We start from the raw sequence: 24,859 nt of genomic DNA, 5'->3' as shown, positions 1-24,859 counted from the left end.
CTGCCTGCTGCGGCTCGCCCGATCGCTAGCGCGACCGTGCGCAACTCCAGTAGGGGCATCCAGACCGGCTGATGATTGCCGACGCCAGTTCACCCGGCCGCCGGAGGATCCCCTGCATGGCGTCAGCCTGTGCCTGCAATGGCGCTGACTCGGTCCGGAACTTCCTGCCCCCATCCACCAGGAATTTCATCAAGAGGCGCGTCTGCACGGCCTTCTCCACCTCGAGTTCGACCGGCTGTTCCTGAAAGATGGCGGCATAGATCCGGGTCTGCATCGCGCAATACTGCTCTGCCCCGGCCAATGCCTTGCGCGCAGCCGCATCCGGGTACAGCTGTTGCAACTCGACGGTTTGCGCCAGGCAATCTTGAAACCACTGCGGCATGAACCGCGCCAGCAGGGCCTGCTCGCGGTCGCCAGACTTTATGCAGCGGCGCAGATCGGGCGCGGCGGCTCCGCCCTGTGCAGCCTCGAACAGTGCGCGGTCGACGCACTCATCGAGAATCAGCGCGCTCGCGGGCGTTGCGGCCGGCTGCAGCAATCCCATCTTCCCCAGCGTACGCTCAAAGCGCGCAGCGGCGATCTGCTGCTGCATCTCGCGATCATGGTTATCAAGCGTTACCAAGGCCAATGCCGCGGCGCTGATCACGCCGGTGCCCGCCAATACCGCCGCTGCCGCCATGGGCCGCAAGCGTTCGGCGCACAGCGCGACGCCCGCGAGCAGCGCCCCTGCAAGCAGGCCACCCAGGTGCGCCGCATTGTCGACGTCGAACGCAAAGCCCGCGCCGAAGGTCAGCACCAGGCTGAACAGCAGATTGCCCGGCGGGATGTGCGGCCGGCCCATGCGCCGGTCATGCAGGCCGTAGACGATGGCCGCCCCGAAAATGCCCAGGATCGCGCCGGAAGCCCCGCAGCTCAGGAAAAACTCGTCGCGATGCCATAGCGCCGTGACCAGGCTGCCGCACAGGCCCGACAGCAGATACACGCCCAGGAAGACCCAGGAACGCATGCGCGCCTCGAGAATGACTCCCAGCGACCACAGCGCCAGCATGTTGATTGCCAGATGCAGGAAGCCGACATGCAGGAACATGCTGGTGAACAGGCGCCAGTACTCGCCGGACAAGGTCAACGCTGGCACGTTTCCGCCCCAGTCGATCAGGAACGAGGTTTGGCTCAGACTTTCGAACGCTCGCGTGTCCAGGAATCCCGCCGCGCAGTACACCGCGACATTGCAGGCGATCAGCAACAGCGTGATCTTGCTGGCGCATATTCTTTTGAGCAGGGACGTGCGTTGGAATGGAGGCATCAGGTAGGCATGTCAAAGAGTGGGCTTTATCTTACCCAAGCCGCGCGCCAGCCTGCAGAACCCCGACGTGCGCGCGCGATGCCTCGGTGCAGCGAGCGTTTCAGCCACCGGTCTTCGGCGCCGATTCCTCGTTGCCGCACCCTGCGTATTGATACTGGCCCGGCTTGCCGAGCTTGGCCGTGAATGTGCATGGCTCACCGGAATACGCGTGCGTGGCCTGCACTGTCAGCACATTGCCGGCAACAACCACGCTCTGCTTGCCCTGCCCGCAACTCCAGAAGGTGGTCGAGAGTTCCGCGAAGGCCTGTTCCGCAACGAGCTTGGCGGGACGGCCAGCGGCCGTGGAAGCGACCCATTGAATCCGGACGCGGCAGCTGACGTGCTCGAACCCTACCTCTTCCATGACGATCCGGTACGCGCCCGTGGCCGCGCCTTCGGTCCAGCGGCCGCCCTGTACCACGCGCGTGGTCGACGCCTCTGCCTGCGTTTCAGCGACAGCCCCGATCGCCTGTAGCGTCAGCAATAGGAGCACCGCAAGTGTTCTCATGACTTTCATTCCACAGGCCGCCTGGAGTTATCAGTGATCGCCAAGCGCTCCGTCAGTGCGCTACCGTGCACTTATACCATCCGGGTGTGGTGCCGTTCGTCGTCATACCGTCAGCGCAATCACCAACGCAAGAATGGCGATCGTCATCAAGGCCCCCGCGACACCGGCGGACGGCCGATAGTCTGGCCCGGCGCCCTGGTCCTTGAACTGGAACGGCCGCGTCCACAAAACGAACAGGCTGCTTGCGAACGCAGCTACCGCCAACACGCTCCACACGACTACGTACAGCACCGGTGCGCCTCCCGCCTCAAGTATCCAATCTGACGTTCAACGAGGTTCCGCCTGCCGCGCCGCAGCCTTGCAGGCGTTTCGCACAGTCACATGGCTGCAATAGCGCGCGAAGTCTTTCTTCGCCAATGCCAGATAGAGCCCGGTCATAACCATCGCAGCGCTGGCCACAAAGGCATGCAGCCACAGGTTGACGGAATACTTGAGCAAGCTTGTCACCAGATAGAGATTCATTGCCCCTATGCCGAGCAGCATGACCATCAGAATCCAGCGCGCCCATTCACTGCCCCGATACAGCCAATACAGCAGCAGCGCCGGTATCACCAACCGTTGCGCCGCTTCGAATTGCCCGCGCAGTGCGTTCAGGATGTCCGGGCTGGTGGCCACAATAATGCCTAGCAGGCTGATGAACCAAAAGCGGCGGCCGTCGGGCAGGCGGCGACGCGCATGGTTCTTCACGGCATTCTCTCGCGCCATTTTCACTCCTAGTCAGAAAGCGGCGTCCCAGTGTACCCATTCGCGCGCCCCCATTTGACGCCGCAAAAGGAAATCCAATACGCTGCGCCGATGATGAAGATAAGAACCTCCCGCCCCGACGAAGGCGCACGCGTAGTCGAAATCTGGCGCAACGCGGTGGACGCCACGCACGGCTTTCTATCGCCCGAGGATCGCCAGGCCATCGACGAGATGGTGTGCGGTTTTCTCCCCCAAGTGCCGCTCTGGCTGGCTGTCGATGCCAACGACTATCCGCAGGCGTTCATGCTGATCGACAACGGGCGCATGCAGGCGCTGTTCGTCGATTCCGCCTGCCGCGGAACCGGCATAGGCGCCGCGCTGGTGCGGCACGGCCTCTCGCTCCATCCCAATATGACCACGGACGTCAATGAGCAAAATGGCCAGGCGGTAGGCTTCTATGAAAAGATAGGCTTCAAGCGCACGGGACGTTCGCCGCTAGACGATCAAGGCAGGCCGTACCCGCTGATCCATCTGGAATATCGAAGCTGAATAAAAGCAGCAAAGCCACCTTTTCAGGTGGCTTTTTATTTTGTCCGCGCACATGCAACGCACTAGCGCCATGCTCATCGAAAAACAGGCAAGCAAAAATGAAAAGGCCGTCAGTGATTTCTCACTGACGGCCTTTGGAACTACTGGTCGGGACGGCGGGATTCGAACTCGCGACCCCTTGCACCCCATGCAAGTGCGCTACCAGGCTGCGCTACGCCCCGAAAGAAAAAGAGTATAGCAGAACAAAATTTTGTTTGCACGCATTCGTGCAGAAAAAGTGCTGAATACTCAAAAAAATTTTCGCGCTGCGTTCATCGATTGCATCAACCGCATGCGCATCGATGCGCGCGGCGCGAGGTACTGCTCAATGCAACGCGCGGCTTACGCCGCGCGTTGCAGGTACTGCGTTCAAACAATGCGGGGAATGACGATGCGCCGCGTTCAAGCCGCAGGGCTTGCGTTGCCGGCGCTTGCGCCGGCAACGTTTGCAGCCGTGCCCAAGGCTTCGGCCAGCATCGTCGAGACGTTGCCCAGCTCGTTGCGCAAGGCTTGCATTTCCGCGCCCGACAGGCGCACTGCAGCGTCCTGATCGTGCGGCACGTCGCGCGCATCGCCCAGGCGATTGCGCGCGCCGCTGATCGTAAAGCCTTGCTCATACAGCAGGGAACGGATGCGGCGGATCAGCAGCACTTCGTGATGCTGGTAGTAGCGGCGGTTGCCGCGCCGCTTCACCGGCTTGAGCTGCGTGAATTCCTGTTCCCAATACCGCAAGACATGGGGCTTGACGCCACACAGGTCGCTGACTTCACCGATGGTGAAGTAACGCTTGGCGGGAATGGGCGGTAAGGTAACGGTGGATTCGGTACGTGTCATAAGGGGATTTTATGCCGCGATGCGTCAGGTGCCGATAACAATTGCCGACAAAGCGTATCACTCCTCGGCGTCGGATGCTTCGGGTGCTGCGGGCGTTGCCTGCTCCACCACGCTCTTGAGCTTCTGGCTCGCATGGAAGGTAACCACGCGGCGCGCGGCGATGGGTATGGTCTCGCCGGTCTTGGGATTGCGGCCAGGGCGCGGCGGTTTGTCGCGCACCTGGAAATTGCCAAAACCGGAGAGCTTGACGGAATCACCGCGCGCCAGGGCGTCGCGGATTTCCTCGAAGAAGGTATCGACGATGTCCTTGGCTTCGCGCTTGTTCAGGCCGACCCGCTCGAAGAGCAGTTCGGCCAGTTCAGCCTTGGTCAACGTGCGCGGCTCGGCAGCAAGCATACTGTTCCCCATGGTTCATGCGCGTTGGCGAGCGCCATGCGCAGCCACCAAGGCTTCCTTGATGCGGGCCAGGCAATCGGCCACGCGGGCTTCGTCCAGAGTGACCTCAGTGTCCTGTAGCCAGAATCGGAAAGCAAGGCTTTTCTCGGTGACGGGCTCGCTGCCTTGGGACTTCTCGCGCCACACGTCGAACAGGCGCGCGTCCTGCACCACGGCCAGTTGAGGATCTGCCTTGACGGTCGCGAAGACGGTGTCGAGCATCGACTGTGCAGACACGTCGGCATCGACCCACAGCGCCAGGTCGCGCACCACCACGGGCTGGCGCGAGAGCTCGCGCACTTGGGGCAGTTCGCCTTCGGACAAGGCTGCGGCGTCCAGTTCGAACACGACCGGCGCATGCGCCAGGTCGGCTTGCTGGGCCCAACGCGGATGCAGTTCACCGACCCAGCCTACGTGCTTGCCGTCCAGTTCGATGCGCGCGCCGCGGCCCGGATGCAGTGCGGGATGCGTCGCGGCCTCGAAACGCAGACGGCTGCCGCGCGCGCCGAACAGCGCCTCGACATCCATCTTCACGTCGTAGAAGTCCACCTGGCGCGTCGCCACGCCCCACTGCTCTTCCACGGCCGGCCCCCAGGCCGCGCCCGCCAGTTTCATGGGCTGGCGCACGCCCGCCACTTCCAGCGGACCGTCCTGAACAGACGCATCGCGCGTGAACACGCGGCCCAATTCGAACAGGCGCACGCGCGTCTGCTTGCGATTGGCGTTGTGACGGATATTGGCGACGAGGCTGGCGATCAGGCTGGAGCGCATCACCGACAAATGGCTGGCGATGGGGTTGACCAGACGCACGGGCGTTTCGTTGCCGGCGTAGTCGCGTTCCCACTCGGCTTCGACGAAGCTGTAGTTCACGACTTCCTGGTAGTCCTGCGCAGCGGCCAGGCGGCGCAGCGCATGCGCGCCGCGGCGGATTTCCGGCTGCGAGAACATCTTGGCGCGCGCCATGGGCGGCTCCACGGGAATGTTCTCGAAACCGTAGATGCGGGCCACTTCTTCGATCAGGTCTTCTTCAAGCTCCAGGTCGAAGCGATAGGAAGGCGGCGTGACGATGAAGTCATCGCCTTCGATCCTGAAGTCCAGGCCCAGGCTGCCGAAGATCTTGGCGACCTCGGCCTGAGTGACCGGCACGCCCAGCACGCGATGGCAGCGCGGCAGGCGCATGCGCACGGGTTCGCGCTTGGGCAAGTTGACGATCTGGTCGTCCAGCGGACCGGCTTCGCCGCCGCAGATGTCGACGATCAGGCGCGTGATGAATTCGATGTGCTCGGGAATGGTGGCGAAGTCCACGCCACGCTCGCCGCGGTGGCTGGCTTCCGAGCTGAACTTGTAGCGGCGCGCGCGGCCGGCGAGCGACTGCGGCCACCAGAATGCGGCTTCCAGATAGATGTTGCGGGTGTCGAGCGTGACTGCGGTCGCTTCGCCGCCCATGATGCCGGCCAGGCTTTCCACCTGATCGCCCGCAACCACCACGCCTACCGTGGAATCCAGCGTGACGGTCTGGCCGTTCAGCAGCTCGAGCGTTTCGCCTTCGCGGGCCCAACGCACGCTGAGATCGCCGCGGATTTTGTCCAGGTCGAACACGTGCGACGGACGGCCCAGTTCGAGCATGACGTAGTTGGAGATGTCCACCAGCGCCGATACCGAGCGTTGGCCGGCGCGCTCCAGACGCGTCTTCATCCACTCGGGCGTCGCGGCGCGAGCGTTGACGCCGCGAATCACGCGGCCGCCGAAACGGCCGCACAGATCGGGCGCTTCGACCTTGACCGGCAGGCGCTCGTCCAGCGTGACGGGCACGGCAACGGCCGTCGGCACGGACAGCGGAGCGCCGGTCAGGGCAGCCACTTCGCGCGCCACGCCCAGGATGGACAGGCAGTCGGCGCGGTTGGGCGTCATCTTCAGGGTGAAGAGCGTGTCGTCCAGGTCCAGCACTTCGCGGATCGACTGGCCGGGCGTCATGCCGGCGGGCAGTTCCAGCAAGCCGGCGTGATCCTGCGACAGGCCCAGTTCGCGGGCCGAGCACAACATGCCCGACGATTGCACGCCGCGCATCTTGGCCACGCCGATCTTCATGCCGCCAGGCAGCTCGGCGCCGACGCGCGCGAGCGGCACCGTCAGGCCGGCGGCAGCGTTGGGCGCGCCGCACACGATCTGCAGCAGCTCGCCGGAGCCATCATCCACCTTGCAGACGCGCAGCTTGTCGGCGTCCGGGTGCGGCGCGATTTCGACGATGTGGCCCACGACCACGCCGCTGAAGGCGGGCGCGGCAGGCACGGTGTCTTCGACTTCCAGGCCGGCCATGGTGAGCCGGTGCGCGAGTTCATCGGTGGCGATCGCGGGGTTGACCAGCGTACGCAGCCAGGATTCGGGAAATTGCATGATCAGCCGTCTGTTATTCGTTGAACTGGCGCAGGAAGCGCAAATCGCCTTCGTAGAACTGGCGCAGATCGTTGACGCCGTAGCGCAACATGGTCAGGCGCTCGAGCCCGGAACCGAAGGCGAAGCCGATGTAGCGCTCGGGATCGAGGCCGAAGTTGCGCACCACTTGCGGGTGCACCTGGCCCGAGCCGGAGATCTCCAGCCAGCGGCCGCGGTTCGGACCCGAGGTGAACATCATGTCGATTTCGGCGGACGGTTCCGTGAACGGGAAGAACGACGGGCGGAAACGCACGGCCAGGTCGTCGGTTTCAAAGAAGCAGCGCAGGAAATCGGTGTACACGCCCTTCAGGTCGGCGAACGAGATGTCCTCGGCAATCCAGAGCCCTTCCACTTGGTGGAACATGGGCGAGTGCGTGGCGTCGCTGTCGACGCGGTAGGTGCGCCCAGGCGCGATGACCTTGATGGGCGGCTTGTGCATGCGGGCGTAACGCACCTGCATGGGGCTGGTGTGCGTGCGCAGCAACAGCGGCTGACCGTCGGCATCGTTCATGTCGACGTAGAACGTGTCGTGCATGGAACGCGCGGGATGGTCCAGCGGGCTGTTCAAAGCGGTGAAATTGGTCCAGTCGTTTTCCACTTCGGGGCCGTCGGCCACGTCGAAGCCTATGGAACGGAAAATCTCTTCCACGCGTTCCCAGGTCCGGATCACCGGATGGATGCCGCCCGGCGCGCGGCCGCGGCCCGGGAGGGTGACGTCAATGGTTTCGGATGCCAGGCGGGCGTCCAGTTCGGCCTGTGCCAGCGCGGCGCGGCGCAGGTTCAGAAGCTCTTCGACCTTTTGCTTGGCCTGATTGATCCGGGCGCCCATCTCGCGCTTCTGCTCGGGTTCGAGCTTGCCTAGGGCTTTGAGCAGCACCGTCAGTGCGCCTTCCTTGCCCAGGAACCGAGCCTTTGCATTTTCCAGCGCAGCAGCATCCGTGGCGGCGGCGAAGCGTTCTTGCGCCTGGGAGACCAGGTCGTCAACCGTTTGAGTCATGAAATCCAGCCTTCAAAACGCAAACGGGGCCATTACAGCCCCGTTTGCAGCGATGCGCGATGAGTTAAAGCGCGATCAGGCAGCCAAGGCAGCCTTGGCTTGCTGCACGATGGCGGCAAAGCCGGCCTTGTCGCGCACGGCCAGGTCGGCCAGAACCTTGCGGTCGAGTTCGATCGAAGCCTTCTTCAGGCCAGCGATGAACACGCTGTAGCTGACGCCATGTTCGCGGACGGCGGCGTTGATACGCGTGATCCACAGAGCACGGAACGTGCGCTTCTTGTTACGACGGTCGCGGTAGGCGTATTGGCCAGCGCGCATGACTGCTTGCTTGGCAATACGGAACACATTACCGCGGCGGCCACGGTAACCCTTGGCGGCGGCAATGACTTTCTTGTGACGTGCGCGGGCAGTTACGCCGCGTTTGACGCGAGGCATAGTAGATCTCCCTTAGATCAAGCGAAAGGCATCATGGCCTTGACGGAGGCCACGTTGGATTCATGAACCGCCGTCGAGCCGCGCAGTTGACGCTTGGCCTTGGTGGTCTTCTTGGTCAGGATGTGACGCTTGAACGCCTGACCACGCTTGATGGAGCCGCTGCCGCGAACCTTAAAGCGCTTGGAGGCGCTTTTCTTGGTTTTCATCTTGGGCATGTTGATTCCCTAAACTAAACACTCATTGTTGATTTACATGACGCCAGGTGCTTGACGCATGAAGGGCCGATGTAGCCTTCCATGGCGGCAAAACTTGGGGACCTGTTGCCACTTCTGGGGGGTACTTCCTGGGTACTTCCCGCCAGCATTGCTGCCCGGCGGCTTCTCCCCTGGAGGGGTCAAATCTGACTCGGATCCAGGAAAGCCTTTGATTATATGGTGATTTCCCGTATTTTGTCGAGTCGCCCGGCATGGCGTGCGCCTGGCCCACATGGGATAGGTGCCGGCAATCATACGCCCGGCCGCCGGTACTGCACCGCCTGGGCAATGTGGCGGGCGCCGAGGGCGTCCTCCCCCTCCAGGTCGGCGACCGTGCGCGCCACCCGCAGCGCCCGGTGCATGGCCCGGGCCGAGCCGGCCAGACGACGCATTGCCTGCAGCAGCAAGGCCTGGCCCTCGTTATCCAGACGGCAATGCTCGTCCAGTTCCGCCCCCACCAACGCGGCATTGGGCTTGCCCTGGCGCGCCAACTGGCGCTCGCGGCAGCGCGCCACGCGCTCCCGGACCGGGCCGGACGCCTCCCCCGGCGGCTGGCCCATCCACTCGGGGTCGGATGGCGGCAAAGCCACATGCAGATCGATGCGGTCCAGCAAGGGGCCCGATATCTTGCCCGCGTAACGCGCCACCTGGTCCGGCGTGCAGGCGCAGGCGCGCCCGGGATGCCCGCGCCAGCCGCAGGGGCACGGGTTCATGGCCGCCACCAGCTGGAAGCGGGCGGGAAATTGCGCCGCCCGCAGGGCGCGCGCGATGACCACCCTGCCCGTCTCCAGCGGCTCGCGCAGGGCCTCCAGCGTGCGCCGGCTGAATTCCGGCAATTCATCCAGGAACAGCACGCCATGATGCGCCAGGCTGATCTCGCCCGGACGCGGACGGCTGCCCCCGCCCACCAGGGCCGCCGCCGTGGCGGAATGGTGCGGCGCCCGGAACGGCGGCTGCCCCGCCGGCACGTCCGACAGGCCTGCCAGCGCAGCCACCGCAGCCACTTCCAGCGCCTGGCTGCGCGCCAGCGGCGGCAGCAAGCCCGGCAGGCGCGCAGCCAGCATGCTCTTGCCCGCCCCCGGCGGCCCTATCATCAAGAGGCTATGGCCGCCCGCCGCAGCCACCTCCAAGGCCCGCCGCGCGCCCGGCTGCCCGCGGACGTCCGACAGGCACGGCCCGGGTGCCGTGGCCGGCCAGGGCCTGGGCACGGCATCGGGCAGCAGGCAGGCGCCGGTCGCGTGCGCTGCCACGTCGGCCAGGGTGCGAGCCGACAGCGCCCGCAAGCCCGGCACCCAGGCGGCCTCCTCGGCGCTACCCGCGGGCAGGATGAGCGTGGCGCCGGGCGCTTCCCGGGCAACGCTCAGCGCGATGACCAGCGGGGCCGCGACAGGCACCAGCGCGCCGGTCAGGGACAGCTCCCCGGCCAGCACCAGGCCGGCCAGGGATGGTTCCTGGACGGGTGATTCCGGGTCGCGGGCATCGACCGGCGCGGCCAACTGGCCAGAGGCCAACAGCAGCCCCAGGGCGATGGGCAGATCGAAGCGCCCGGACTCCTTGGGGATGTCGGCGGGCGAAAGATTGACGGTGATCCTGCCCGGTGGAAACTCGAAACCACTGTTGAGAATGGCCGCGCGCACGCGCTCGCGGCTTTCGCGCACCTCGGTGTCCGGCAGGCCGACCACGTTGAAACTGGGCAGCCCCGGACCCAGATGCGTTTCCACGCGCACCGCATGGGCGTCCAGGCCGCACAGGGCCCGGCTGGCAAGAACGGCTAGCGTCACGGCGGTCTCCGAGAAAAGGCGGGACCCGCCAGTATCCGCAAACGCGAGGCCGCCGCGGCGGCGGCCGTGACAAAAGCATCCTGCCAGCCTGCCTCAAGCCCACGCCCAAAATGCAAACGGCCGCGGAGTCGCGGCCGTTCGAGGGCAATATCCAGGCCGGCCGCGGCGCGGCCGCCGCGGGCTTACTTGTCCAGTGCCGACAGGCGCGACTCCAGCTGCTGCACCTGCGCAGCCAATTGATCCACCCGGGCGCGAGTGCGCGCCAGCAAATCGGATTGGACGTCGAATTCCTCGCGCGTGACAAGATCCAGCTTCGAGAACGCCTGCGTCATCATCGCGCGCACGTTGCGTTCGACATCCGCGGCCGGACTGCGGGCGATCAGGTCGGAGATATTCTTCTGGATGTCTTCCATCCACTGGGTGCGATTGTTCATGACGGCCTCACTGTGTTCTTGATACCTGAAGTGTAGTGCGTCAGCGCACGGTTTCCGGGCCAGCGGCGAAAAAAGGGCCACCCTCACCCCAAAAAAAGAGGGCGGGCCGCATGCGGTGACCGCCCTTCAAAGCACAGGAGAAAACCGGGCTGCCATGGCGGCAACCCCCTACCAACATCGTTACGGGCAACCCATCTGGCTTGCCGACTGCGTGAACGTATCCGACGACTGCTTGCATTGCGTCGCCAACTGCGTCTTGTCGCTGACCGCCCCCCATTGCGCCCTGGCTGCGTCCAGCTGTTCCTTGATCGCGGCGGCAGCCGGATTGCCGCTGCCCAGCTTGTCCATGCAAGCATTGACCTTGGCGATGTAGGCCTCGCACTCGGCCGGAATGGACGCCGAAGCGCCCGCTGCGGGGGCAGCCGTGGAAGGTGTGGTCGCGGGTGGAGGCGGCGCCGCAGGAGTCGTAGCAGCAGGCGCAGGAGCGGAGGCGGCCGGCGCGGCGGCCTTGTCTTCCTTGTTGCAGCCGGCCAGCGCGGCGAGCGACGCGGCCAGGACCAGAGTGTAGAAAGCCTTGCGGTGGATCTTCATGACTGCCCCTTCCCGTTCCTGCTTTCTTTTGGGAGATCCTTCAATACAGAACTCCGCCTGCGGCACAGCCTGTTCGGGGACAGGCTTGAACTGATATTGATTCTTCTGCAGGCGCCCCTGGACAACAAGCTGGCCGGTGTAAACCCTCGTATCACGAACCTGCGTCCATTTCGCCGATTCCGGCATCTTCCCGCATTGCTTCAATGCCTCCGCCAATTTGAGCCAGAGGCCCGCTCCGCATGGCTTTGCGGGGAGCGCCAGGCTCGCTGACGGCCCGACAAAATCATTCATATGCCAACATAAAACGCAATAAAACTCGCATCAATTTGCTACAAATATCGGGCTGAAAACATATTTGGTTGCTTGCCCCAAGGACTGGCGCTGCGCACCAACTTGAAGCCGTCCATCGGTGCGCGAAGCACCAGATTGGTGCATCTCGGCACAACTTGAGCGCCCCCGCCTTCTCTGCGTGGCGATCCCCGACATGGCATGGAATTTGCTTGATAGACGAAGCCAACGTGCAACCATGAGAGGAAATGCCATGAAACTCATCATCGCCATCATCAAGCCCTTCAAGCTCGACGAAGTGCGGGTGGCTCTATCCGGGATCGGCGTCCAGGGCCTGACTGTCACCGAAGTAAAGGGATTTGGCCGCCAGAAAGGCCATACCGAGCTGTATCGCGGCGCCGAGTACGCCGTCGATTTCCTGCCCAAGCTGCGCGTCGAGGCCGCGGTGCCTGATCACCTGGTCGATCAGGTCATCGAAGCAATCGAACAGGCGGCCCGCACCGGCAAGATCGGCGACGGCAAGATCTTCGCCGCGCCGCTGGAACAAGTGATCCGCATCAGGACGGGTGAAGCCGGCGAAGCCGCGCTGTAAATAAATAAAGACTCAATGGAGCCTGAAAATGGATAAAGCGGATATTTCCTGGTTGCTCGTCTCTACCCTGCTTGTATTGATGATGGCCGTACCTGGTCTGGCGATGTTCTATGGCGGCCTGGTGCGCAGCAAGAACGTGCTGTCCGTATTGCTGCAAGTGCTGTGCACGTTCGTGCTGGGCCTGGTGCTCTGGTTCATCTATGGATATTCCCTCGCGTTCACCGAGGGCAACGCCTTCTTCGGCGGCCTGTCGCGCGCCTTCTTCTCCGGCATGTTCACCCCGTCCGACGGCAAGTACGCCATGTCGAACTCGCTGACCGAACTGCTGTTCGCCTCGTTCCAGGCCACCTTCGCCGGCATTACCTGCGCGCTGATCGTCGGCAGCTTTGCCGAACGCGCCCGCTTCTCGGCGGTGCTGGTGTTCACGGTGATCTGGTTCACGTTCGCCTACGTGCCGATCGCCCATATGGTCTGGTTCGCGTCTGAAACGGCGCCGGGCCTGCTCAACGCCAAGGGCGCGCTGGACTTCGCCGGCGGCACCGTGGTGCACATCAATGCCGGCGTGGCTGGCTTGGTGGGCGCCTATGTGGTGGGCAAGCGCGTGGGCTACGGCCGCGAAGCCATGCAGCCGCACAATCTGCCCATGACCTTCGTTGGCGCGGCGCTGCTGTGGGTGGGCTGGTTCGGGTTCAACGCCGGTTCGGCGCTAGCCGCCAATGAAAATGCCACGCTGGCCTTTTTCAACACGATGATCGCAACCGCGGGCGCCGTGCTGTCCTGGCTGTTCACCGAGTGGGCCGTCAAGGGCAAGCCCTCGATGCTGGGCGCCGCTTCAGGCGCCGTCGCCGGCCTGGTCGGTATCACCCCGGCCGCCGGCCTGGTGGGTCCGGTGGGCGCGCTGGTCATCGGTGTCATCGCCGGCATCGTCTGCGTCTGGGGCGTGAACGGCCTGAAGCGCCTGCTGCGCGCCGATGACGCGCTGGACGTATTCGGCGTGCACGGCGTAGGCGGCATCGTCGGCGCCCTGCTGACGGGCGTGTTCAACGCGCAGATCCTGGGTGGACCCGGCCTGGCCGAGCCCGGCATGATCGGCCACCAACTGTGGGTCCAGCTGGAAGGCGTGTTGCTGACCATCGTATGGTCCGGCGTAGTGGCTTGGATCGCCTACAAGATCGCCAACGCCCTGTGCGGCATGCGGGTGCCGGAAGACCAGGAGCGCGAAGGCCTGGACGTCACCAGCCACGGCGAATCCGCCTACCACAGCTAAACGCGAGTCTCATGCCCGCCGCACGACAGCGGCGGGCATGAACGAAAAAATGGCGCCGGGGCGTATCGCCCCGGCGCCATTTTTCTTGTAGCGGCGAACCGCCTAGGCCAGGTCCAGCGTATCCAGGTCTACCGGCAAGGCGCGGTTCAAGGCGCTGGCCACCTTCACGCGCAAGGCGTTGGAGTGCGCGCGCCGGACCTCGCGCTTGACGTCCAGCAATTGCTGCGGATGCATGGAGAACTCGGTCAGCCCCAGGCCCAGCAACAGCCGGGTCATGCGCGAATCCCCTGCCATCTCGCCGCACACCGCAACAGGTTTGCCGGCCCGCTCGCCGGCGTTGATGGTGTGTGCGACCAGGCGCAGCACCGCCGGATGCAACGGATCGTACAGGGATGCCACGTCGTGGTCGCCGCGATCGATCGCCAGCGTGTACTGGATCAGGTCATTGGTGCCGATGGACAGGAAATCCAGCGCCTGCGCGAAAGGTTCGATGGCGATGGCGATGGCGGGCACCTCGACCATCGCGCCCACTTCCATATGGGGCGCGTAGGCCTGGCCACGCGCATCGAGCTCGCGGCGGGCGGATTCGATGGCTGCCTTGGTCGCCACCACCTCGTGCATATGGGCGATCATGGGAATCAGCAGGCGTACCGGCCCATGGGCCGACGCCCGCAAAATGGCGCGCAGCTGCGTCGCGAACATCTCCGGGCGCGCCAGGCAATAGCGGATGGCGCGCTGCCCCAGCGCGGGATTGGTGGCCACGGTGGCCTCGCCGTCCAGCGTCTTGTCCGAGCCTATGTCCAGCGTGCGGATGGTGACGGGCCGGCCGGCCATCACCCTGACCACCGACGAGTAGGCTTCGTACTGCTCTTCCTCGCCCGGCAAGTCCGGACGTCCCATGAAGAGGAACTCGCTGCGGAACAAGCCGATGCCATGCGCGCCGGACGCCAGCGCCAGCGCGGCTTCCTCCGGCAGTTCGATATTGGCGTGCAGCACCACGTCGATGCCGTCCAGCGTGACCGAGGGCTCGTCGCGCAGCAGGCTCAACTCGGCGCGCTCGTCGGCATAGGCCGATTGGCGGCGCCGGTATTCCTCGAGGATGCGGTTGGACGGGTTGACGATCACCGCGCCGGCCGCGCCGTCGATGATCAGCATGTCGCCGTCGCGGACCAGTTCGCGCACATTGCCCATGGCCACCACGGCGGGCACGGCCATGCTGCGCGCCACGATGGCGGTATGCGAAGTGGGGCCGCCCAGGTCCGTCACGAAGGCGGCGAACCGGCCGCCGCGCAGACGCAGCATGTCGGCGGGCGAAATGTCGTGAGCCACCACCACCAGCGCGTCGTCGCCGCCCATGTGGGACATGTCGGGCAGGATGGCCGAGGTGCCGGCCAGCACATGCAGCACCCGTTCGATGACCTGACGCACGTCGGCCCCGCGCTCGCGCAGGTACTCGTCTTCCATGGCGTCGAACTGCTGGCCCAGGATCTGCCCCTGCGTCGTCAAGGCCCATTCGGCGTTGTAGTGACGCTCGGCGATCAGCGCCAGGGTCTGTTCGGCCAGTAGCGGATCGCCCAGCAGCAGGCTGTGCACGTTGAGCATGGCGCCGAGCTCGCGCGGCGCATCTGCCGGCAAGGTGTCGGCCAGCTGCAGCAGTTCCTGCTGCGCCGAAGCCAGCGCATCGGTGAGCCGGCTGCTTTCCGCAGGCACGTCTTCGGGCGAAATGCGGTAGTGCGCGACCTCCAGCGCCGCCGCGCCCATGACGACCGCGCGACCAATCGCATAGCCCTTGGCGACGCCTTTGCCGTACAGACACACAACGGGGCTGGCAAAGCCAGCCCCGTTGTTGGGTGCATCATTGAGGGTCGTAGACGAGCCGGCCCGAGCAGCGCTCAGGCCGGCGGATCCGGAAGAAATTCTATTCCTGCTCACCGAATTTACTGTCGAACAATGATTGAATTTCAGAAAGGGCCTGATCGGCGTCGTTGCCGGAGGCCTCCAGCTTAACCGTCACGCCCAGCCCGGCCGCCAGCATCATGACGCCCATGATGCTCTTGGCGTTCACGCGCTGCGCGCCGCGCGAGATAAAGATCTCGCTGGAAAACTTGCTGGCCAGCTGCGTCAGCTTGGCAGCCGCCCGGGCATGCAAGCCCAGTTTATTGCTGATGACGATGTCTGTATTAGGCATAGGAAATATGGTGGCTGCGGCATGACGCCGCAGTGTTGTTCACAGCAAAACGTCGAACCGCCCTTCGGCCAGAATCGATAGCCGACATAATAGGGCAAATTTCCGCCCGTCAGTCTACACGCAAGACACCCTGAAGCCCCCCGGCCAGCGCCTTCTCGCGGGTTTCGGCCAAGGGCAGATTGCGATAGGTCAGGGCCCGCAGCAGCATCGGCGTGTTCAAGCCGGCCAGCACGCAGCACTGGATGCCCTGGGCCTGGGCATCGGAGACGGCGCGCTTGGCAATGTTGGCAGGCGTGGCGCCGATCAGGTCGGTCAGCACCAGTACGCCTGCGCCGTGCTCCTGCTCCAGAATGTCCTTGAGGACTTCCGGCGCCAGGTCGTCCGGGCGGTCTTCAGGCTGGATGTCGTGTATGGCCAACATGCCGTCCAGGTTGCCCATGACGTGGCTGGCGCAATCGCGTATCGCCGCGCCCAGGGGCGCGTGCACGACGATGACTATACCTGTGGTCATGACGGGAATCCCGGCGGGTCAAGCTGCCGCGGCAGAGGTCGCCACGGCCTTTTCCAGCGCCTGGACGAACATGCCCGCGACATCGAAACCGGTTTGCTCCGCGATTTCCACGAAACAGGTGGGGCTGGTGACGTTGACCTCAGTGACGTAATCGCCAATGACGTCCAGGCCGACAAGCAGCAGGCCGCGGGCGGCGAGCTTGGGAGCCACGGCCTCGGCGATCTCGCGGTCGCGCGGGGAGAGTTCCTGCGCCACGCCGCGGCCGCCGGCCGCCAGATTGCCGCGAGTTTCGCCGGCCAGCGGAATACGGGCCAGGCAATACGGCACCGGCACGCCGCCGATCAGCAGGATGCGCTTGTCGCCCTTGACGATGTCGGGAATGTAGCGCTGCGCCATGATGGTGCGCGCGCCATTGTCCGTCAGCGTTTCGAGGATGGCGTTGAGGTTGGGATCCTTGGGCTGCAGCCGGAACACGCCGGTGCCGCCCATGCCGTCCAGCGGCTTGACGATGACATCGTGATGCTCGTCGTGGAACGCCTTCAGGCGGGCCATGCTGCGGGTCACCAGCGTGGGCGCGGTGAACTCGCTGATTTCGGTGATGGCCAGCTTTTCGGGATGGTTGCGGATCGCGGCGCCGGTGTTGAACACACGGGCACCCTGCGCCTCGGCGTATTCCAGCAGATGCGTGGAATACACGTATTCCATGTCGAACGGCGGGTCCTTGCGCATGACCACAGCGCCGAATTCCGCCAGCGGCAGATCCTGGGCGGAAGATTCGCGCCACCAGTCATGGCCATGCAGATCGGCATCCGCAACCAGTTCGATGGGGGTAGCCGCGGTCTTGACCGTGCCCGCCTCGATATAAAGATCGCCCTGCATGGCCACGCTGAGCGTATGGCCGCGCGCCACCAAGGCACGCATCATGGCGACAGAGCTGTCCTTGTACGCCTTAAGCAGCGGCAAGGGATCCAAAACGAACAATACATGCATCGCGACACCCTGAACGGACGCCGCCTTCCCTCGCGGGAAGGCGGCTTTATGACATCGTAGCGCAGAGCCGCCCAATTAGCGAACCCGCCGGCGCAACAGCAGACGGCGGGCTGCAAAAGCGGCGTAGCCTCCCTGGAGAGGCTACGGCAGGAGCTCAGGCAGCCGATTCAGGCTTGCCCGCAGGCACGGCCTTTTTCTTCGGCGCCAGCACCATGACCATCTGACGGCCTTCGAGCTTCGGCATGGCTTCGACCTGGGCAAGTTCCAGCAGATCGTCGCGCACACGTTCAAGCACCCGCATACCGAGTTCCTGGTGGGCCATTTCGCGGCCACGGAAACGCAGCGTCACCTTGGCCTTGTCGCCTTCTTCGAGGAAGCGGCGCAGATTGCGCAGCTTGACCTGGTAGTCGCCCTCGTCGGTGGCCGGACGGAATTTGACTTCCTTGACCTGGATGACCTTCTGCTTGGAACGAGCTTCGGCTTGGCGCTTCTGCTCTTGGTACTTGAATTTGCCGTAGTCCATCAAACGGCAGACCGGCGGCTCGGCGTTCGGCGCGATTTCCACCAGATCCACGTCGCTTTGCTCGGAAAGACGGAACGCGTCGGCGATCTTGACGATGCCCAGCTGTTCTCCGTCCAGACCTATCAGGCGCACCTCGGGGACGCGGATTTCACCGTTGATGCGATTGGCTTTTTCAGTGGCGATGTTGAAAGCTCCTAGAAATGTTAAGCAGCGCTGCTACCAGGTTGGTTGACGTCGCGACGGGTGGACACGTCCTCGGACAAGCGCGCGACGAATTCGTCGTATGCGATGGCCCCGAGGTCCAGTCCGCCCAGTCCGCGTACGGCTACGGTGCCGTTTTGCTTTTCCTTGTCGCCGACGACGAGGATGTACGGCACCTTTTGCAGGCTGTGCTCCCGAATTTTACGAGTGATTTTTTCACCGCGCAAATCGGACTCTACTCTAAAGCCTTGTTTTTTCAGGCTTTGCGTGATTTCAGCCGCATAATCGGCTGAAGGTTCGGAAATGCAGCATACGACAGCCTGCACCGGAGCCAGCCAGGGAGGCATCGCGCCGGCGTGGTTTTCGATCAGCATGCCGATAAAACGCTCCAGCGAACCGAGGATTGCACGGTGCAGCATGACCGGCGGGCGGCGCTGGTCGTTCTGGTCCACGTACTCGGCGCCCAGGCGCACGGGCATGGAAAAGTCGACCTGGATCGTGCCGCACTGCCAGTGGCGACCGATGGCGTCCTTCAGGGTGTATTCCACCTTGGGACCGTAAAAGGCCCCCTCGCCCGGCGACACTTCGAACTCGCAGCCGGTGCGGCGCAGGCTCTCCATCAGGGCCGCTTCGGCCGTATCCCAGACTTCGTCCGAGCCGATGCGCTTTTCAGGACGCGTGGCGACCTTGTACAACACCTCGGTGAAGCCGAAATCGCGGTAAACCTTTTGCAGCAGCGCCGTGAAGTCGGCGCACTCGTCCTGCAGCTGTTCTTCGGTACAGAAGATGTGGCCGTCGTCCTGCGTAAAGCCGCGCACGCGCATCATGCCATGCAGCGAACCCGAGGGTTCGTTGCGGTGGCACTGGCCGAATTCGCCGTAGCGCAGGGGCAGTTCGCGATAGGAATGCAGGCCGGCATTGAATATCTGCACGTGGCCCGGGCAGTTCATCGGCTTCAGGCCGTAGACGCGGTTTTCGGACTCCGTGGTGAACATGTTTTCACGGTAGTTGTCCCAGTGGCCCGTCTTCTTCCAGAGCGAAATGTCCAGGATCTGCGGCGCCTTCACTTCCTGGTAGCCGTTGTCGCGGTAGACGGAGCGCATGTACTGCTCCACCTGCTGCCACAGCGCCCAACCCTTGGGGTGCCAGAAGATCAGCCCGGGAGCCTCGTCCTGGAAATGGAACAGTTCCAGTTCGCGGCCGATCTTGCGATGGTCGCGGCGCTCGGCCTCTTCCAGCATGTGCAGATAGGCTTCCTGCTCTTCCTTGGTCGCCCAGGCAGTGCCGTAGATGCGCTGGAGCATCTCGTTCTTGCTGTCGCCGCGCCAGTAGGCGCCGGCCACCTTCATGAGCTTGAAGACCTTCAGCTTGCCCGTGGACGGCACGTGAGGGCCGCGGCACAGGTCGATGAAGTCGCCTTCGCGGTACAGGCTGAGCGGTTCGTTCGACGGAATCGAGGCAATGATCTCGGCCTTGTACTTTTCGCCGATGCCCTTGAAGAATTCGACCGCGTCGTCGCGCGACCATTCCTCGCGCGTGACGACTTCGTCCTTCTTGGCAAGTTCAGCCATCTTCTTCTCGATGGCGGCCAGGTCTTCCGGCGTGAACGGGCGCTTGTACGAGAAGTCGTAGTAGAAGCCGTTGTCGATCACCGGACCGATTGTGACTTGAGCGTCCGGAAACAGCTCCTTGACGGCATAAGCCAGCAAGTGCGCCGTGGAGTGGCGGATCAGGTCCAGGCCGTCGGCGTCCTTGGCCGTCACGATGGCCAGACGGGCGTCGCCCTCGATGCGGAAGCTGGTATCGACCAGCTTGGAATCCGAGCCCTCGAACGTCACGCGGCCGCCCAAGGCGGCCTTCGCCAGGCCCGTACCGATCGATTGCGCCACTTCGGCAACCGTTACCGGCCCCGGATATTGGCGCTGCGAACCATCGGGCAATGTGATCTGTACCATCGGGAGTGCTTCCTGGGGGGGTTCTGGGAACTAAAAAAAACAAAATACGGAAACGAAAAACGCGGCCTGAGAGCCGCGTTTCCTGGATTGTCTTGCTGAGTCCTACCGCTGACCTGACACGGTGAAACCCGACGCACGAAAACTTAACGCGACATAGGGCGAAAGTTCCGGGTCGTAGTTCGTGCCAGCGGGAAAAACATGGTGTCTGGACCTATTGGTGCGCGCCGCAGCGGCATGGATCAAAACCAGCAAACAATGCACTGCGCAACAGAAGCTGTGCTTATCGTCCACGATTGTATCACTACTTGCGCTCTTTCCGTGGCAAAAGCGCCACAGCGCGTCCGACCGCTCCAGCCGGTTGCACCTGCGCTGCGCGCCACTGCGCCATAACCCAAAACCTCACCCGTCGTCACGGCCTAAATCCAGAATGTTCCGGGCGTGCTTCTCGCATATATGACAGGTAGATGGTGCAACAGTCTGATTTTGGCGAGATTCATGTCCCGCAGGGCATGCGAAAACGTAATCTGCCTTCGCAAATTCAGGACTATCCGCGACCTGCGCAATCGACCGCCGGCGTTCCCCCATCCTGCATGTGGAGCATCGATGAAAACTGTCTCAGCGCTCACTCTCAAAGCGCCCCCACACCTCAGCCCCGAGCCCGCCGAAACCGGCGACCGCCCGGGTACACGCCGGCACCTGCTCCTGTCCCGGCCGCCGCCCCTCATCAAGGTGGCCATCCTGGACGACCACCCCGTGGTGGCCGTGGGCGTGGGCGCCTACCTGGAGAGCCGCCCGGGCTTCCGGGTGGTCCACCGCGAAACCTCGGCGCGCTCCTTGCTGGAAAAGCTGTCCCACTCCCCCTGCGAAGTCGCCCTCGTCGATTTCTACCTGCCGCTGGAACCCTGGGACGGCGTGAATTACCTGCGCCGCCTGCGCCGCTATCACCCCGCAATGGCGCTCATTACCTTCTCGGCGGGCAGCCGCCAGGAAACCCAGTACGCCGCGTACCGAGCGGGCGCGAACGGCTACTTCGCCAAGGAATGCGGCATGGTGCTGCTGCCGGAAATGATCCGTGGCGTGCTGGCGGGCAGGGAGGAATTCCTCACGGTGCAGGACGGCAAGATCCGCCCGCAACAGCCGACGCACCCCCACGCGGCCTTGACGACTTCGGAAGTCGAAATACTGCGCCATATCAGCCAGGGCCTGTCCGTCACGCAGATTTCAGCGCGGCTGATGCGCAGCAAGAAGACCATCAGCACCCACAAGCGCCGGGCCATGCGCAAGTTGCAACTGTCCGACGATCTGTCGCTGGCGCTCTACCTGCGCGAGAAGTTCGCCGAATGAACACCGCCCGGCGTCAGGCCCCACCCAAAGCCGCGGCTCAAATGATCCGGGAGTAACTGGCCACGGTGCCTGGCGCCTGCAGGTAGCCGTCGAACGCCATGGCGACGGCCCGCACGAAGTACCAGCCCAGGCCGGTTACCTGCAGCTCGCCCGCGCGCAGGTTGACCAGGCCCAGCTCGGCCAGATTCGCCATCTGCTGCAGTTCCTGGCCAAAACTGTCGGCGAACCTCAAACCGTGGCGCGCCTCGATCTGGCCAAAGTCCACACGGCCCTGGCACATGATGTCCATGATGATCTCGCGCCGCACCAGGTCGTCCGCGCTCAGCGTCAGCCCTCTTTCGATGGCGAAGCGCCCTGCTTCGATCGCCGCGTAGTACTCGTCCAGAACCTTGGCGTTCTGGCTGTAGGTGTTGCCGATGCGGCCGATCGCCGACACGCCCAGGGCAACCAGATCGCGGTCCGGCTGCGTGCTGTAGCCTTGGAAATTGCGGTGCAACTCCCCCTTCTGCTTGGCGACCGCCAGTGCATCGCCTTCCAGCGCGAAATGGTCCATGCCAATGTAGGCGTAGCCCTGCTTCAGGAAACCGTCGATCGCGGCGCTGAGCAGTCCCACCCGCGTTTCCCGGTCGGGCAGGTCCGCCTCGTTGATGCGGCGTTGCGGCTTGAAACGGGTCGGCAGATGCGCATAGGCATAGAGCGCGATGCGGTCCGGCCGCAACGCGATGACCTGGGCGATGGTGCGGGCAAAGGATTCCGTGGTCTGCAGCGGCAGGCCGTAGATGAGGTCCATGTTGACCGAGACATAGCCCAATGCCCGCGCGCTCTGCATCAACGCCCGCACGTCCTCGAATGATTGCACGCGATGCACCGCCGCCTGCACCCGCGGATCGAAATCCTGCACGCCGAAGCTCAGGCGGTTGAAGCCCAGTTCGCGCATGTGGGCCAGGCGCTCGGGCGTGGCGGTGCGGGGGTCCACCTCGATCGAGATTTCCGCATCGGTTTCGAAGCGGAACGCGCGGCGCAGATTCGCCATCAGGCCCGACAGTTCCTCGTCCGACAGGAAGGTCGGCGTGCCGCCTCCGAAATGCAATTGCGACACAGGCACGCCTTCGCCCAGCTCGCGCACATGCAGCTCGATCTCGGCAGCCAGGGCGTCCAGATAACGGGCGGCGCGGCCGTGATGGCGGGTCACCACCTTGTTACAGGCGCAGTAATAACAGACCGACTCGCAGAACGGGATGTGCACGTAGAGCGACAGAGGTTCTGCAGGCGCCGCTGCGCGGCGTTGCTGCAACGCCTGCCGGTAATCCTGCTCGCCGAAGCCGCCGTGATACCGGTCCGCCGTGGGATATGAGGTGTAGCGAGGGCCGTTTTTGTCCAGCCGCGCCAGCAATTGGGGCGGGAACAAGGGGCTGGCGGCGGAGGGCTCGCGGGATTCAGTTTGTAATGGGCGTAGGGCGGCTTGCATACCTGGAATTATTCGCCTGTGCCGGCCTCTGCGGCTTGATCTTGCGCAAACCCCGGCGATCTTCCCGCCGGACCAATCCCCACGTCCCGCATCAACCCGTGGAACGCGCACGCGGCCTCGCCCCCGTAAAATGCGGCCTTGTTAAAGATGCACAACACGGAAACCACCATGGACACTGAACTGGACGGCCGCCTGCTCGCCATGCGCCAGGCGCTGGCGATCGCCATCGCCCTCTCGACCCGCAGCAGCCCCCAGGCCACCGACATGGCGCTGGAACTGCTCAATGACCTGAAGGCGGGCATGGACAGCACACCCTCGGACAGCCCGTTCGAGAAAGCGGAATGGGTGGTGGGAGCGCAAGACGAGCTGGACGGCATCGCGCGCCTGGTGCGCGCCTTCACGCAGACGCCGGAGCCGGACGGCGAGGCGCAGTAGCCTGCCCTAGCCAGGCGGCGCGCCTGCCGCCATGCCGCAAGGCGCGGTGGGCGGCGTCGCGCGCCAGTACAGGCCAGGAAAGTCCCGTCCGACGGCGACGAATCCCGGACCGGGCGCCTGCACTTCCAGTTCCAGCGCGCCGCATGCCTGCACCATGTCCTTCGGCACCCAGGGACTGAAACGGAGTTGCCCGTCTATCAACACCAAAGGCTGCTCCGGCAGGCGTAGCGCCAGCGCCCCTGCTTCGTCGGGCGGCCCCGATATCAGCCTGACCGGCCCGCCCAGCACGACCTTGGCGGGTTCATGCAGGGCATCGGCCAGCGCCTGGGCATCGAAGTAGCGCCAGTCCGACGTCTTGCGCGCCAGTCCTGCCCCGCCCGGCGAGGTCAGCACGACCCGCGCCATCAACAGCGCCTGGACCAGCACAAAGACCAGTACGGCATCGCGCCGCCGCACGGCCCCCCAAGCGCCGCCGCGCATCAGTTCCATCGCCGCTGGCACCACGAACAGCAGATAAGGCGTGCCCCAGTGCAATTGCACCTGCGAGCCGCTGGCAAGCGTCATGACGCTGACGAAGGCGAGCGGCGTGAAGCCGAACGACAGCAGAATGGCGCGGCCCGCATCGCCCGGTTGCGGCTCCGCTTCCACGCTGGCCATGGCTGCGCCGCGGCGTGACAACCACCACAAGACACCCAGCAGGACCCAAGCCGGCATCGCGCGGTTCAGCAACTGGTCGCCCCACCATCGCGCCACCTCCGCCGCGCGGCTGCTCCAAGGCAGACCCGCGGCCAGCGACGAGGCCATCGCGTAATTCAGGGGCTCGAAATCGTTGTAGGCCAGCCAGCACAGATGGGGGGCAAAGACCGCCAACGCCGTCAGCGCCGCCACCTGCAGGCCGAAGCGGTGCATGGGGTCGCGCCAGCCGCGCTGGCTCAACCAGAACACCAGCACGGCGGCGCCCGCCACCGCGCTCTGGTACTTGGACAAGGCTCCCAGGCCCAGGCAGACGCCCAGCACGATCCACCACCCGATCCGGCGCGTGGTCCAGGCCTTCCAGCACGCGGCGGCGCAGCCCACCGCCAGCGGGATCAACACGATCTCGTGGTTGTAGAAATACAGGCGGCCGTTGTAGAAGGTGACGCACAGGCCCGCCAGCAACGCCGCCCGCGCGTAGCCGCTGCCACGCATGTCCCGCAGCCAGCGCCACAGCAGCGCGAAGGCGCCCAGGGTGCAGAGCGCGCCGACGATGTAGCTCGTCCAGGCCGACCAGCCCAGCAATCGCACCGCGGGCCACAGCAGCCAGGTCGGCAACGGCGGATGCTTGTAGTAACCCCATTCCAGGCTGCGCACCCAGGTGAGCTGCTCGATGTTGTCGGTGGGAGGCGCCAGGGCCGCCCGGTCCAGCAGCGTCAGCCATGCCAGCGCGAACACCGCCATGCCAGCGCCGATCCGCCAGCCCTCGGACCCGGATGCCCGCTCCGCAACTTCCTTCACTTCCCTCTCCCTTGCTGCCGGCGCCGCGCGCTGCTTCATGCCCTTCATGGGGCGGGACGGAGTATGGGATGGCCCCTGCCCGCAACAGAGGCGATTCTGTTCGGGATTTGTCGGGAAACTGTAAAGCGCGCAAGGTCTTCCTAACTGGCCTGACCACTCTAAATAAAGAGGTGAAATCCCTGTGATCGTTTTCCCTTGAAATGGAAAATTCTCCTTCTTATTCAAGG

26 protein-coding genes and 1 tRNA gene are annotated in these 24,859 nt (G+C 64.4%); 5 read left to right on the top strand and 22 right to left on the bottom strand.

The features are described 5' to 3' along the window. Nucleotides 1-25: 25 nt before the first annotated feature. The 4 genes from AXYL_RS34040 to AXYL_RS11330 form a co-directional block, all read right to left on the bottom strand. Nucleotides 26-1,243, bottom strand: a complete 1,218-nt coding sequence (locus AXYL_RS34040) for a rhomboid family intramembrane serine protease (protein WP_158307664.1) — start codon at nt 1,241-1,243, stop codon at nt 26-28. Between the two features lie 160 nt (nt 1,244-1,403). Beyond that, nucleotides 1,404-1,850, bottom strand: coding sequence for a hypothetical protein (locus AXYL_RS11340; RefSeq protein WP_041653276.1), 447 nt, complete (start codon nt 1,848-1,850; stop codon nt 1,404-1,406). A gap of 102 nt (nt 1,851-1,952) precedes the next feature. Next, the gene (locus AXYL_RS11335) at nt 1,953-2,141 is read right to left on the bottom strand and encodes a hypothetical protein (protein WP_013392925.1); all 189 of its coding nucleotides are present in this window, start codon (nt 2,139-2,141) and stop codon (nt 1,953-1,955) included. Between the two features lie 36 nt (nt 2,142-2,177). Further along, nucleotides 2,178-2,615, bottom strand: coding sequence for a hypothetical protein (locus AXYL_RS11330; protein ID WP_013392924.1), 438 nt, complete (start codon nt 2,613-2,615; stop codon nt 2,178-2,180). Between the two features lie 90 nt (nt 2,616-2,705). On the opposite strand from AXYL_RS11330, the gene AXYL_RS11325 reads away from it, so the two are divergent. Further along, nucleotides 2,706-3,143 carry an acetyltransferase gene (locus AXYL_RS11325; RefSeq protein WP_013392923.1) on the top strand — a complete coding sequence of 146 codons (438 nt, stop codon included), beginning with the start codon at nt 2,706-2,708 and terminating at the stop codon, nt 3,141-3,143. Between the two features lie 144 nt (nt 3,144-3,287). Here AXYL_RS11325 and AXYL_RS11320 read toward each other — a convergent pair. The 10 genes from AXYL_RS11320 to AXYL_RS35295 all read right to left on the bottom strand — a co-directional run bounded on the left by AXYL_RS11320 (nt 3,288) and on the right by AXYL_RS35295 (nt 11,667). Beyond that, nucleotides 3,288-3,364: transfer RNA gene (locus AXYL_RS11320), tRNA-Pro, on the bottom strand. Nucleotides 3,365-3,584: 220 nt separating this feature from the next. After that, nucleotides 3,585-4,016, bottom strand: coding sequence for a MerR family transcriptional regulator (locus AXYL_RS11315; protein ID WP_013392922.1), 432 nt, complete (start codon nt 4,014-4,016; stop codon nt 3,585-3,587). Between the two features lie 57 nt (nt 4,017-4,073). Next, complete coding sequence (locus AXYL_RS11310) at nt 4,074-4,424, bottom strand: integration host factor subunit alpha (protein WP_041653270.1); 351 nt, start codon at nt 4,422-4,424, stop codon at nt 4,074-4,076. Nucleotides 4,425-4,427: 3 nt separating this feature from the next. Beyond that, nucleotides 4,428-6,845: a phenylalanine--tRNA ligase subunit beta gene (gene pheT, locus AXYL_RS11305; protein ID WP_013392920.1), complete on the bottom strand. Its 2,418-nt coding sequence runs from the start codon at nt 6,843-6,845 to the stop codon at nt 4,428-4,430. A gap of 13 nt (nt 6,846-6,858) precedes the next feature. After that, complete coding sequence (pheS, locus tag AXYL_RS11300) at nt 6,859-7,881, bottom strand: phenylalanine--tRNA ligase subunit alpha (protein WP_013392919.1); 1,023 nt, start codon at nt 7,879-7,881, stop codon at nt 6,859-6,861. Nucleotides 7,882-7,956: 75 nt separating this feature from the next. Next, a complete protein-coding gene (gene rplT / locus AXYL_RS11295; protein WP_006218741.1) occupies nt 7,957-8,316 on the bottom strand; it encodes a 50S ribosomal protein L20 in 360 nt (119 codons plus the stop codon). Nucleotides 8,317-8,333: 17 nt separating this feature from the next. Further along, nucleotides 8,334-8,531 (bottom strand): 50S ribosomal protein L35, encoded by a 198-nt coding sequence (rpmI, locus tag AXYL_RS11290; RefSeq protein ID WP_006218740.1) that lies wholly within the window; start codon nt 8,529-8,531, stop codon nt 8,334-8,336. A 290-nt stretch (nt 8,532-8,821) separates the two neighbouring features. Beyond that, nucleotides 8,822-10,351 carry a YifB family Mg chelatase-like AAA ATPase gene (locus tag AXYL_RS11285; RefSeq protein ID WP_013392918.1) on the bottom strand — a complete coding sequence of 510 codons (1,530 nt, stop codon included), beginning with the start codon at nt 10,349-10,351 and terminating at the stop codon, nt 8,822-8,824. Between the two features lie 182 nt (nt 10,352-10,533). Then, complete coding sequence (locus AXYL_RS11280) at nt 10,534-10,785, bottom strand: accessory factor UbiK family protein (protein WP_013392917.1); 252 nt, start codon at nt 10,783-10,785, stop codon at nt 10,534-10,536. Nucleotides 10,786-10,965: 180 nt separating this feature from the next. Further along, the gene (locus AXYL_RS35295) at nt 10,966-11,667 is read right to left on the bottom strand and encodes a DUF5339 family protein (protein ID WP_237709996.1); all 702 of its coding nucleotides are present in this window, start codon (nt 11,665-11,667) and stop codon (nt 10,966-10,968) included. 250 nt (nt 11,668-11,917) lie between these two features. On the opposite strand from AXYL_RS35295, the gene AXYL_RS11270 reads away from it, so the two are divergent. Both AXYL_RS11270 and amt read left to right on the top strand, forming a co-directional pair. Beyond that, nucleotides 11,918-12,256: a P-II family nitrogen regulator gene (locus AXYL_RS11270; protein ID WP_006218735.1), complete on the top strand. Its 339-nt coding sequence runs from the start codon at nt 11,918-11,920 to the stop codon at nt 12,254-12,256. Between the two features lie 28 nt (nt 12,257-12,284). After that, nucleotides 12,285-13,523, top strand: coding sequence for an ammonium transporter (gene amt, locus AXYL_RS11265; RefSeq protein WP_013392915.1), 1,239 nt, complete (start codon nt 12,285-12,287; stop codon nt 13,521-13,523). A gap of 102 nt (nt 13,524-13,625) precedes the next feature. Here amt and ptsP read toward each other — a convergent pair whose 3' ends face one another. From ptsP to thrS, 6 genes are all read right to left on the bottom strand, one after another. Continuing rightward, nucleotides 13,626-15,284, bottom strand: a complete 1,659-nt coding sequence (ptsP, locus tag AXYL_RS11260) for a phosphoenolpyruvate--protein phosphotransferase (RefSeq protein WP_237710023.1) — start codon at nt 15,282-15,284, stop codon at nt 13,626-13,628. 157 nt (nt 15,285-15,441) lie between these two features. Further along, nucleotides 15,442-15,711 carry an HPr family phosphocarrier protein gene (locus tag AXYL_RS11255; protein ID WP_013392913.1) on the bottom strand — a complete coding sequence of 90 codons (270 nt, stop codon included), beginning with the start codon at nt 15,709-15,711 and terminating at the stop codon, nt 15,442-15,444. Nucleotides 15,712-15,820: 109 nt separating this feature from the next. Continuing rightward, nucleotides 15,821-16,222: a PTS sugar transporter subunit IIA gene (locus AXYL_RS11250; protein WP_013392912.1), complete on the bottom strand. Its 402-nt coding sequence runs from the start codon at nt 16,220-16,222 to the stop codon at nt 15,821-15,823. 18 nt (nt 16,223-16,240) lie between these two features. After that, nucleotides 16,241-17,212: a glutathione synthase gene (gshB, locus tag AXYL_RS11245; protein WP_013392911.1), complete on the bottom strand. Its 972-nt coding sequence runs from the start codon at nt 17,210-17,212 to the stop codon at nt 16,241-16,243. A 154-nt stretch (nt 17,213-17,366) separates the two neighbouring features. Beyond that, complete coding sequence (infC, locus tag AXYL_RS11240) at nt 17,367-17,918, bottom strand: translation initiation factor IF-3 (protein WP_080551054.1); 552 nt, start codon at nt 17,916-17,918, stop codon at nt 17,367-17,369. Between the two features lie 20 nt (nt 17,919-17,938). Next, entirely contained in the window at nt 17,939-19,891 is a 1,953-nt protein-coding gene (thrS, locus tag AXYL_RS11235) for a threonine--tRNA ligase (RefSeq protein WP_013392910.1), read from the bottom strand. Nucleotides 19,892-20,494: 603 nt separating this feature from the next. Between thrS and AXYL_RS11230 the strand changes: the two genes are divergently transcribed. Further along, nucleotides 20,495-21,235 carry a response regulator transcription factor gene (locus AXYL_RS11230; protein ID WP_041653256.1) on the top strand — a complete coding sequence of 247 codons (741 nt, stop codon included), beginning with the start codon at nt 20,495-20,497 and terminating at the stop codon, nt 21,233-21,235. Nucleotides 21,236-21,272: 37 nt separating this feature from the next. Here AXYL_RS11230 and hemN read toward each other — a convergent pair whose 3' ends face one another. Then, on the bottom strand, nt 21,273-22,703 hold the full coding sequence (gene hemN, locus AXYL_RS11225; RefSeq protein WP_013392908.1) for an oxygen-independent coproporphyrinogen III oxidase: 1,431 nt from the start codon (nt 22,701-22,703) through the stop codon (nt 21,273-21,275). 168 nt (nt 22,704-22,871) lie between these two features. Here hemN and AXYL_RS11220 point away from each other — a divergent pair, with 168 nt between their 5' ends. After that, nucleotides 22,872-23,138: a hypothetical protein gene (locus tag AXYL_RS11220; RefSeq protein WP_041653252.1), complete on the top strand. Its 267-nt coding sequence runs from the start codon at nt 22,872-22,874 to the stop codon at nt 23,136-23,138. A gap of 6 nt (nt 23,139-23,144) precedes the next feature. Here the strand turns inward: AXYL_RS11220 and AXYL_RS11215 are convergent, their stop codons facing one another. Then, nucleotides 23,145-24,632: a glycosyltransferase family 39 protein gene (locus AXYL_RS11215; protein ID WP_013392906.1), complete on the bottom strand. Its 1,488-nt coding sequence runs from the start codon at nt 24,630-24,632 to the stop codon at nt 23,145-23,147. Between the last annotated feature and the right edge of the window lie 227 nt (nt 24,633-24,859).

The organism is Achromobacter xylosoxidans A8, assembly GCF_000165835.1.
GTDB classification, from domain to species: domain Bacteria; phylum Pseudomonadota; class Gammaproteobacteria; order Burkholderiales; family Burkholderiaceae_B; genus Achromobacter; species Achromobacter xylosoxidans_B.
The sequence above is the reverse complement of the archived record's forward strand: the minus strand, read 5'-3'. Positions and strand labels throughout refer to the sequence as shown.

Coding starts and splice junctions, on each gene's coding strand:
- AXYL_RS11340 (WP_041653276.1), bottom strand. CDS start 1,850: ATGAGAACACTTGCGGTGCTCCTATTGCTGACGCTACAGGCGATCGGG.
- AXYL_RS11330 (WP_013392924.1), bottom strand. CDS start 2,615: ATGGCGCGAGAGAATGCCGTGAAGAACCATGCGCGTCGCCGCCTGCCC.
- AXYL_RS11325 (WP_013392923.1), top strand. CDS start 2,706: ATGATGAAGATAAGAACCTCCCGCCCCGACGAAGGCGCACGCGTAGTC.
- AXYL_RS11315 (WP_013392922.1), bottom strand. CDS start 4,016: ATGACACGTACCGAATCCACCGTTACCTTACCGCCCATTCCCGCCAAG.
- AXYL_RS11310 (WP_041653270.1), bottom strand. CDS start 4,424: ATGGGGAACAGTATGCTTGCTGCCGAGCCGCGCACGTTGACCAAGGCT.
- pheT (WP_013392920.1), bottom strand. CDS start 6,845: ATGCAATTTCCCGAATCCTGGCTGCGTACGCTGGTCAACCCCGCGATC.
- pheS (WP_013392919.1), bottom strand. CDS start 7,881: ATGACTCAAACGGTTGACGACCTGGTCTCCCAGGCGCAAGAACGCTTC.
- rplT (WP_006218741.1), bottom strand. CDS start 8,316: ATGCCTCGCGTCAAACGCGGCGTAACTGCCCGCGCACGTCACAAGAAA.
- rpmI (WP_006218740.1), bottom strand. CDS start 8,531: ATGCCCAAGATGAAAACCAAGAAAAGCGCCTCCAAGCGCTTTAAGGTT.
- AXYL_RS11280 (WP_013392917.1), bottom strand. CDS start 10,785: ATGAACAATCGCACCCAGTGGATGGAAGACATCCAGAAGAATATCTCC.
- AXYL_RS35295 (WP_237709996.1), bottom strand. CDS start 11,667: ATGAATGATTTTGTCGGGCCGTCAGCGAGCCTGGCGCTCCCCGCAAAG.
- AXYL_RS11270 (WP_006218735.1), top strand. CDS start 11,918: ATGAAACTCATCATCGCCATCATCAAGCCCTTCAAGCTCGACGAAGTG.
- amt (WP_013392915.1), top strand. CDS start 12,285: ATGGATAAAGCGGATATTTCCTGGTTGCTCGTCTCTACCCTGCTTGTA.
- ptsP (WP_237710023.1), bottom strand. CDS start 15,284: ATGGGCGCGGCGGCGCTGGAGGTCGCGCACTACCGCATTTCGCCCGAA.
- AXYL_RS11255 (WP_013392913.1), bottom strand. CDS start 15,711: ATGCCTAATACAGACATCGTCATCAGCAATAAACTGGGCTTGCATGCC.
- AXYL_RS11250 (WP_013392912.1), bottom strand. CDS start 16,222: ATGACCACAGGTATAGTCATCGTCGTGCACGCGCCCCTGGGCGCGGCG.
- gshB (WP_013392911.1), bottom strand. CDS start 17,212: ATGCATGTATTGTTCGTTTTGGATCCCTTGCCGCTGCTTAAGGCGTAC.
- thrS (WP_013392910.1), bottom strand. CDS start 19,891: ATGGTACAGATCACATTGCCCGATGGTTCGCAGCGCCAATATCCGGGG.
- AXYL_RS11230 (WP_041653256.1), top strand. CDS start 20,495: ATGAAAACTGTCTCAGCGCTCACTCTCAAAGCGCCCCCACACCTCAGC.
- hemN (WP_013392908.1), bottom strand. CDS start 22,703: ATGCAAGCCGCCCTACGCCCATTACAAACTGAATCCCGCGAGCCCTCC.
- AXYL_RS11220 (WP_041653252.1), top strand. CDS start 22,872: ATGGACACTGAACTGGACGGCCGCCTGCTCGCCATGCGCCAGGCGCTG.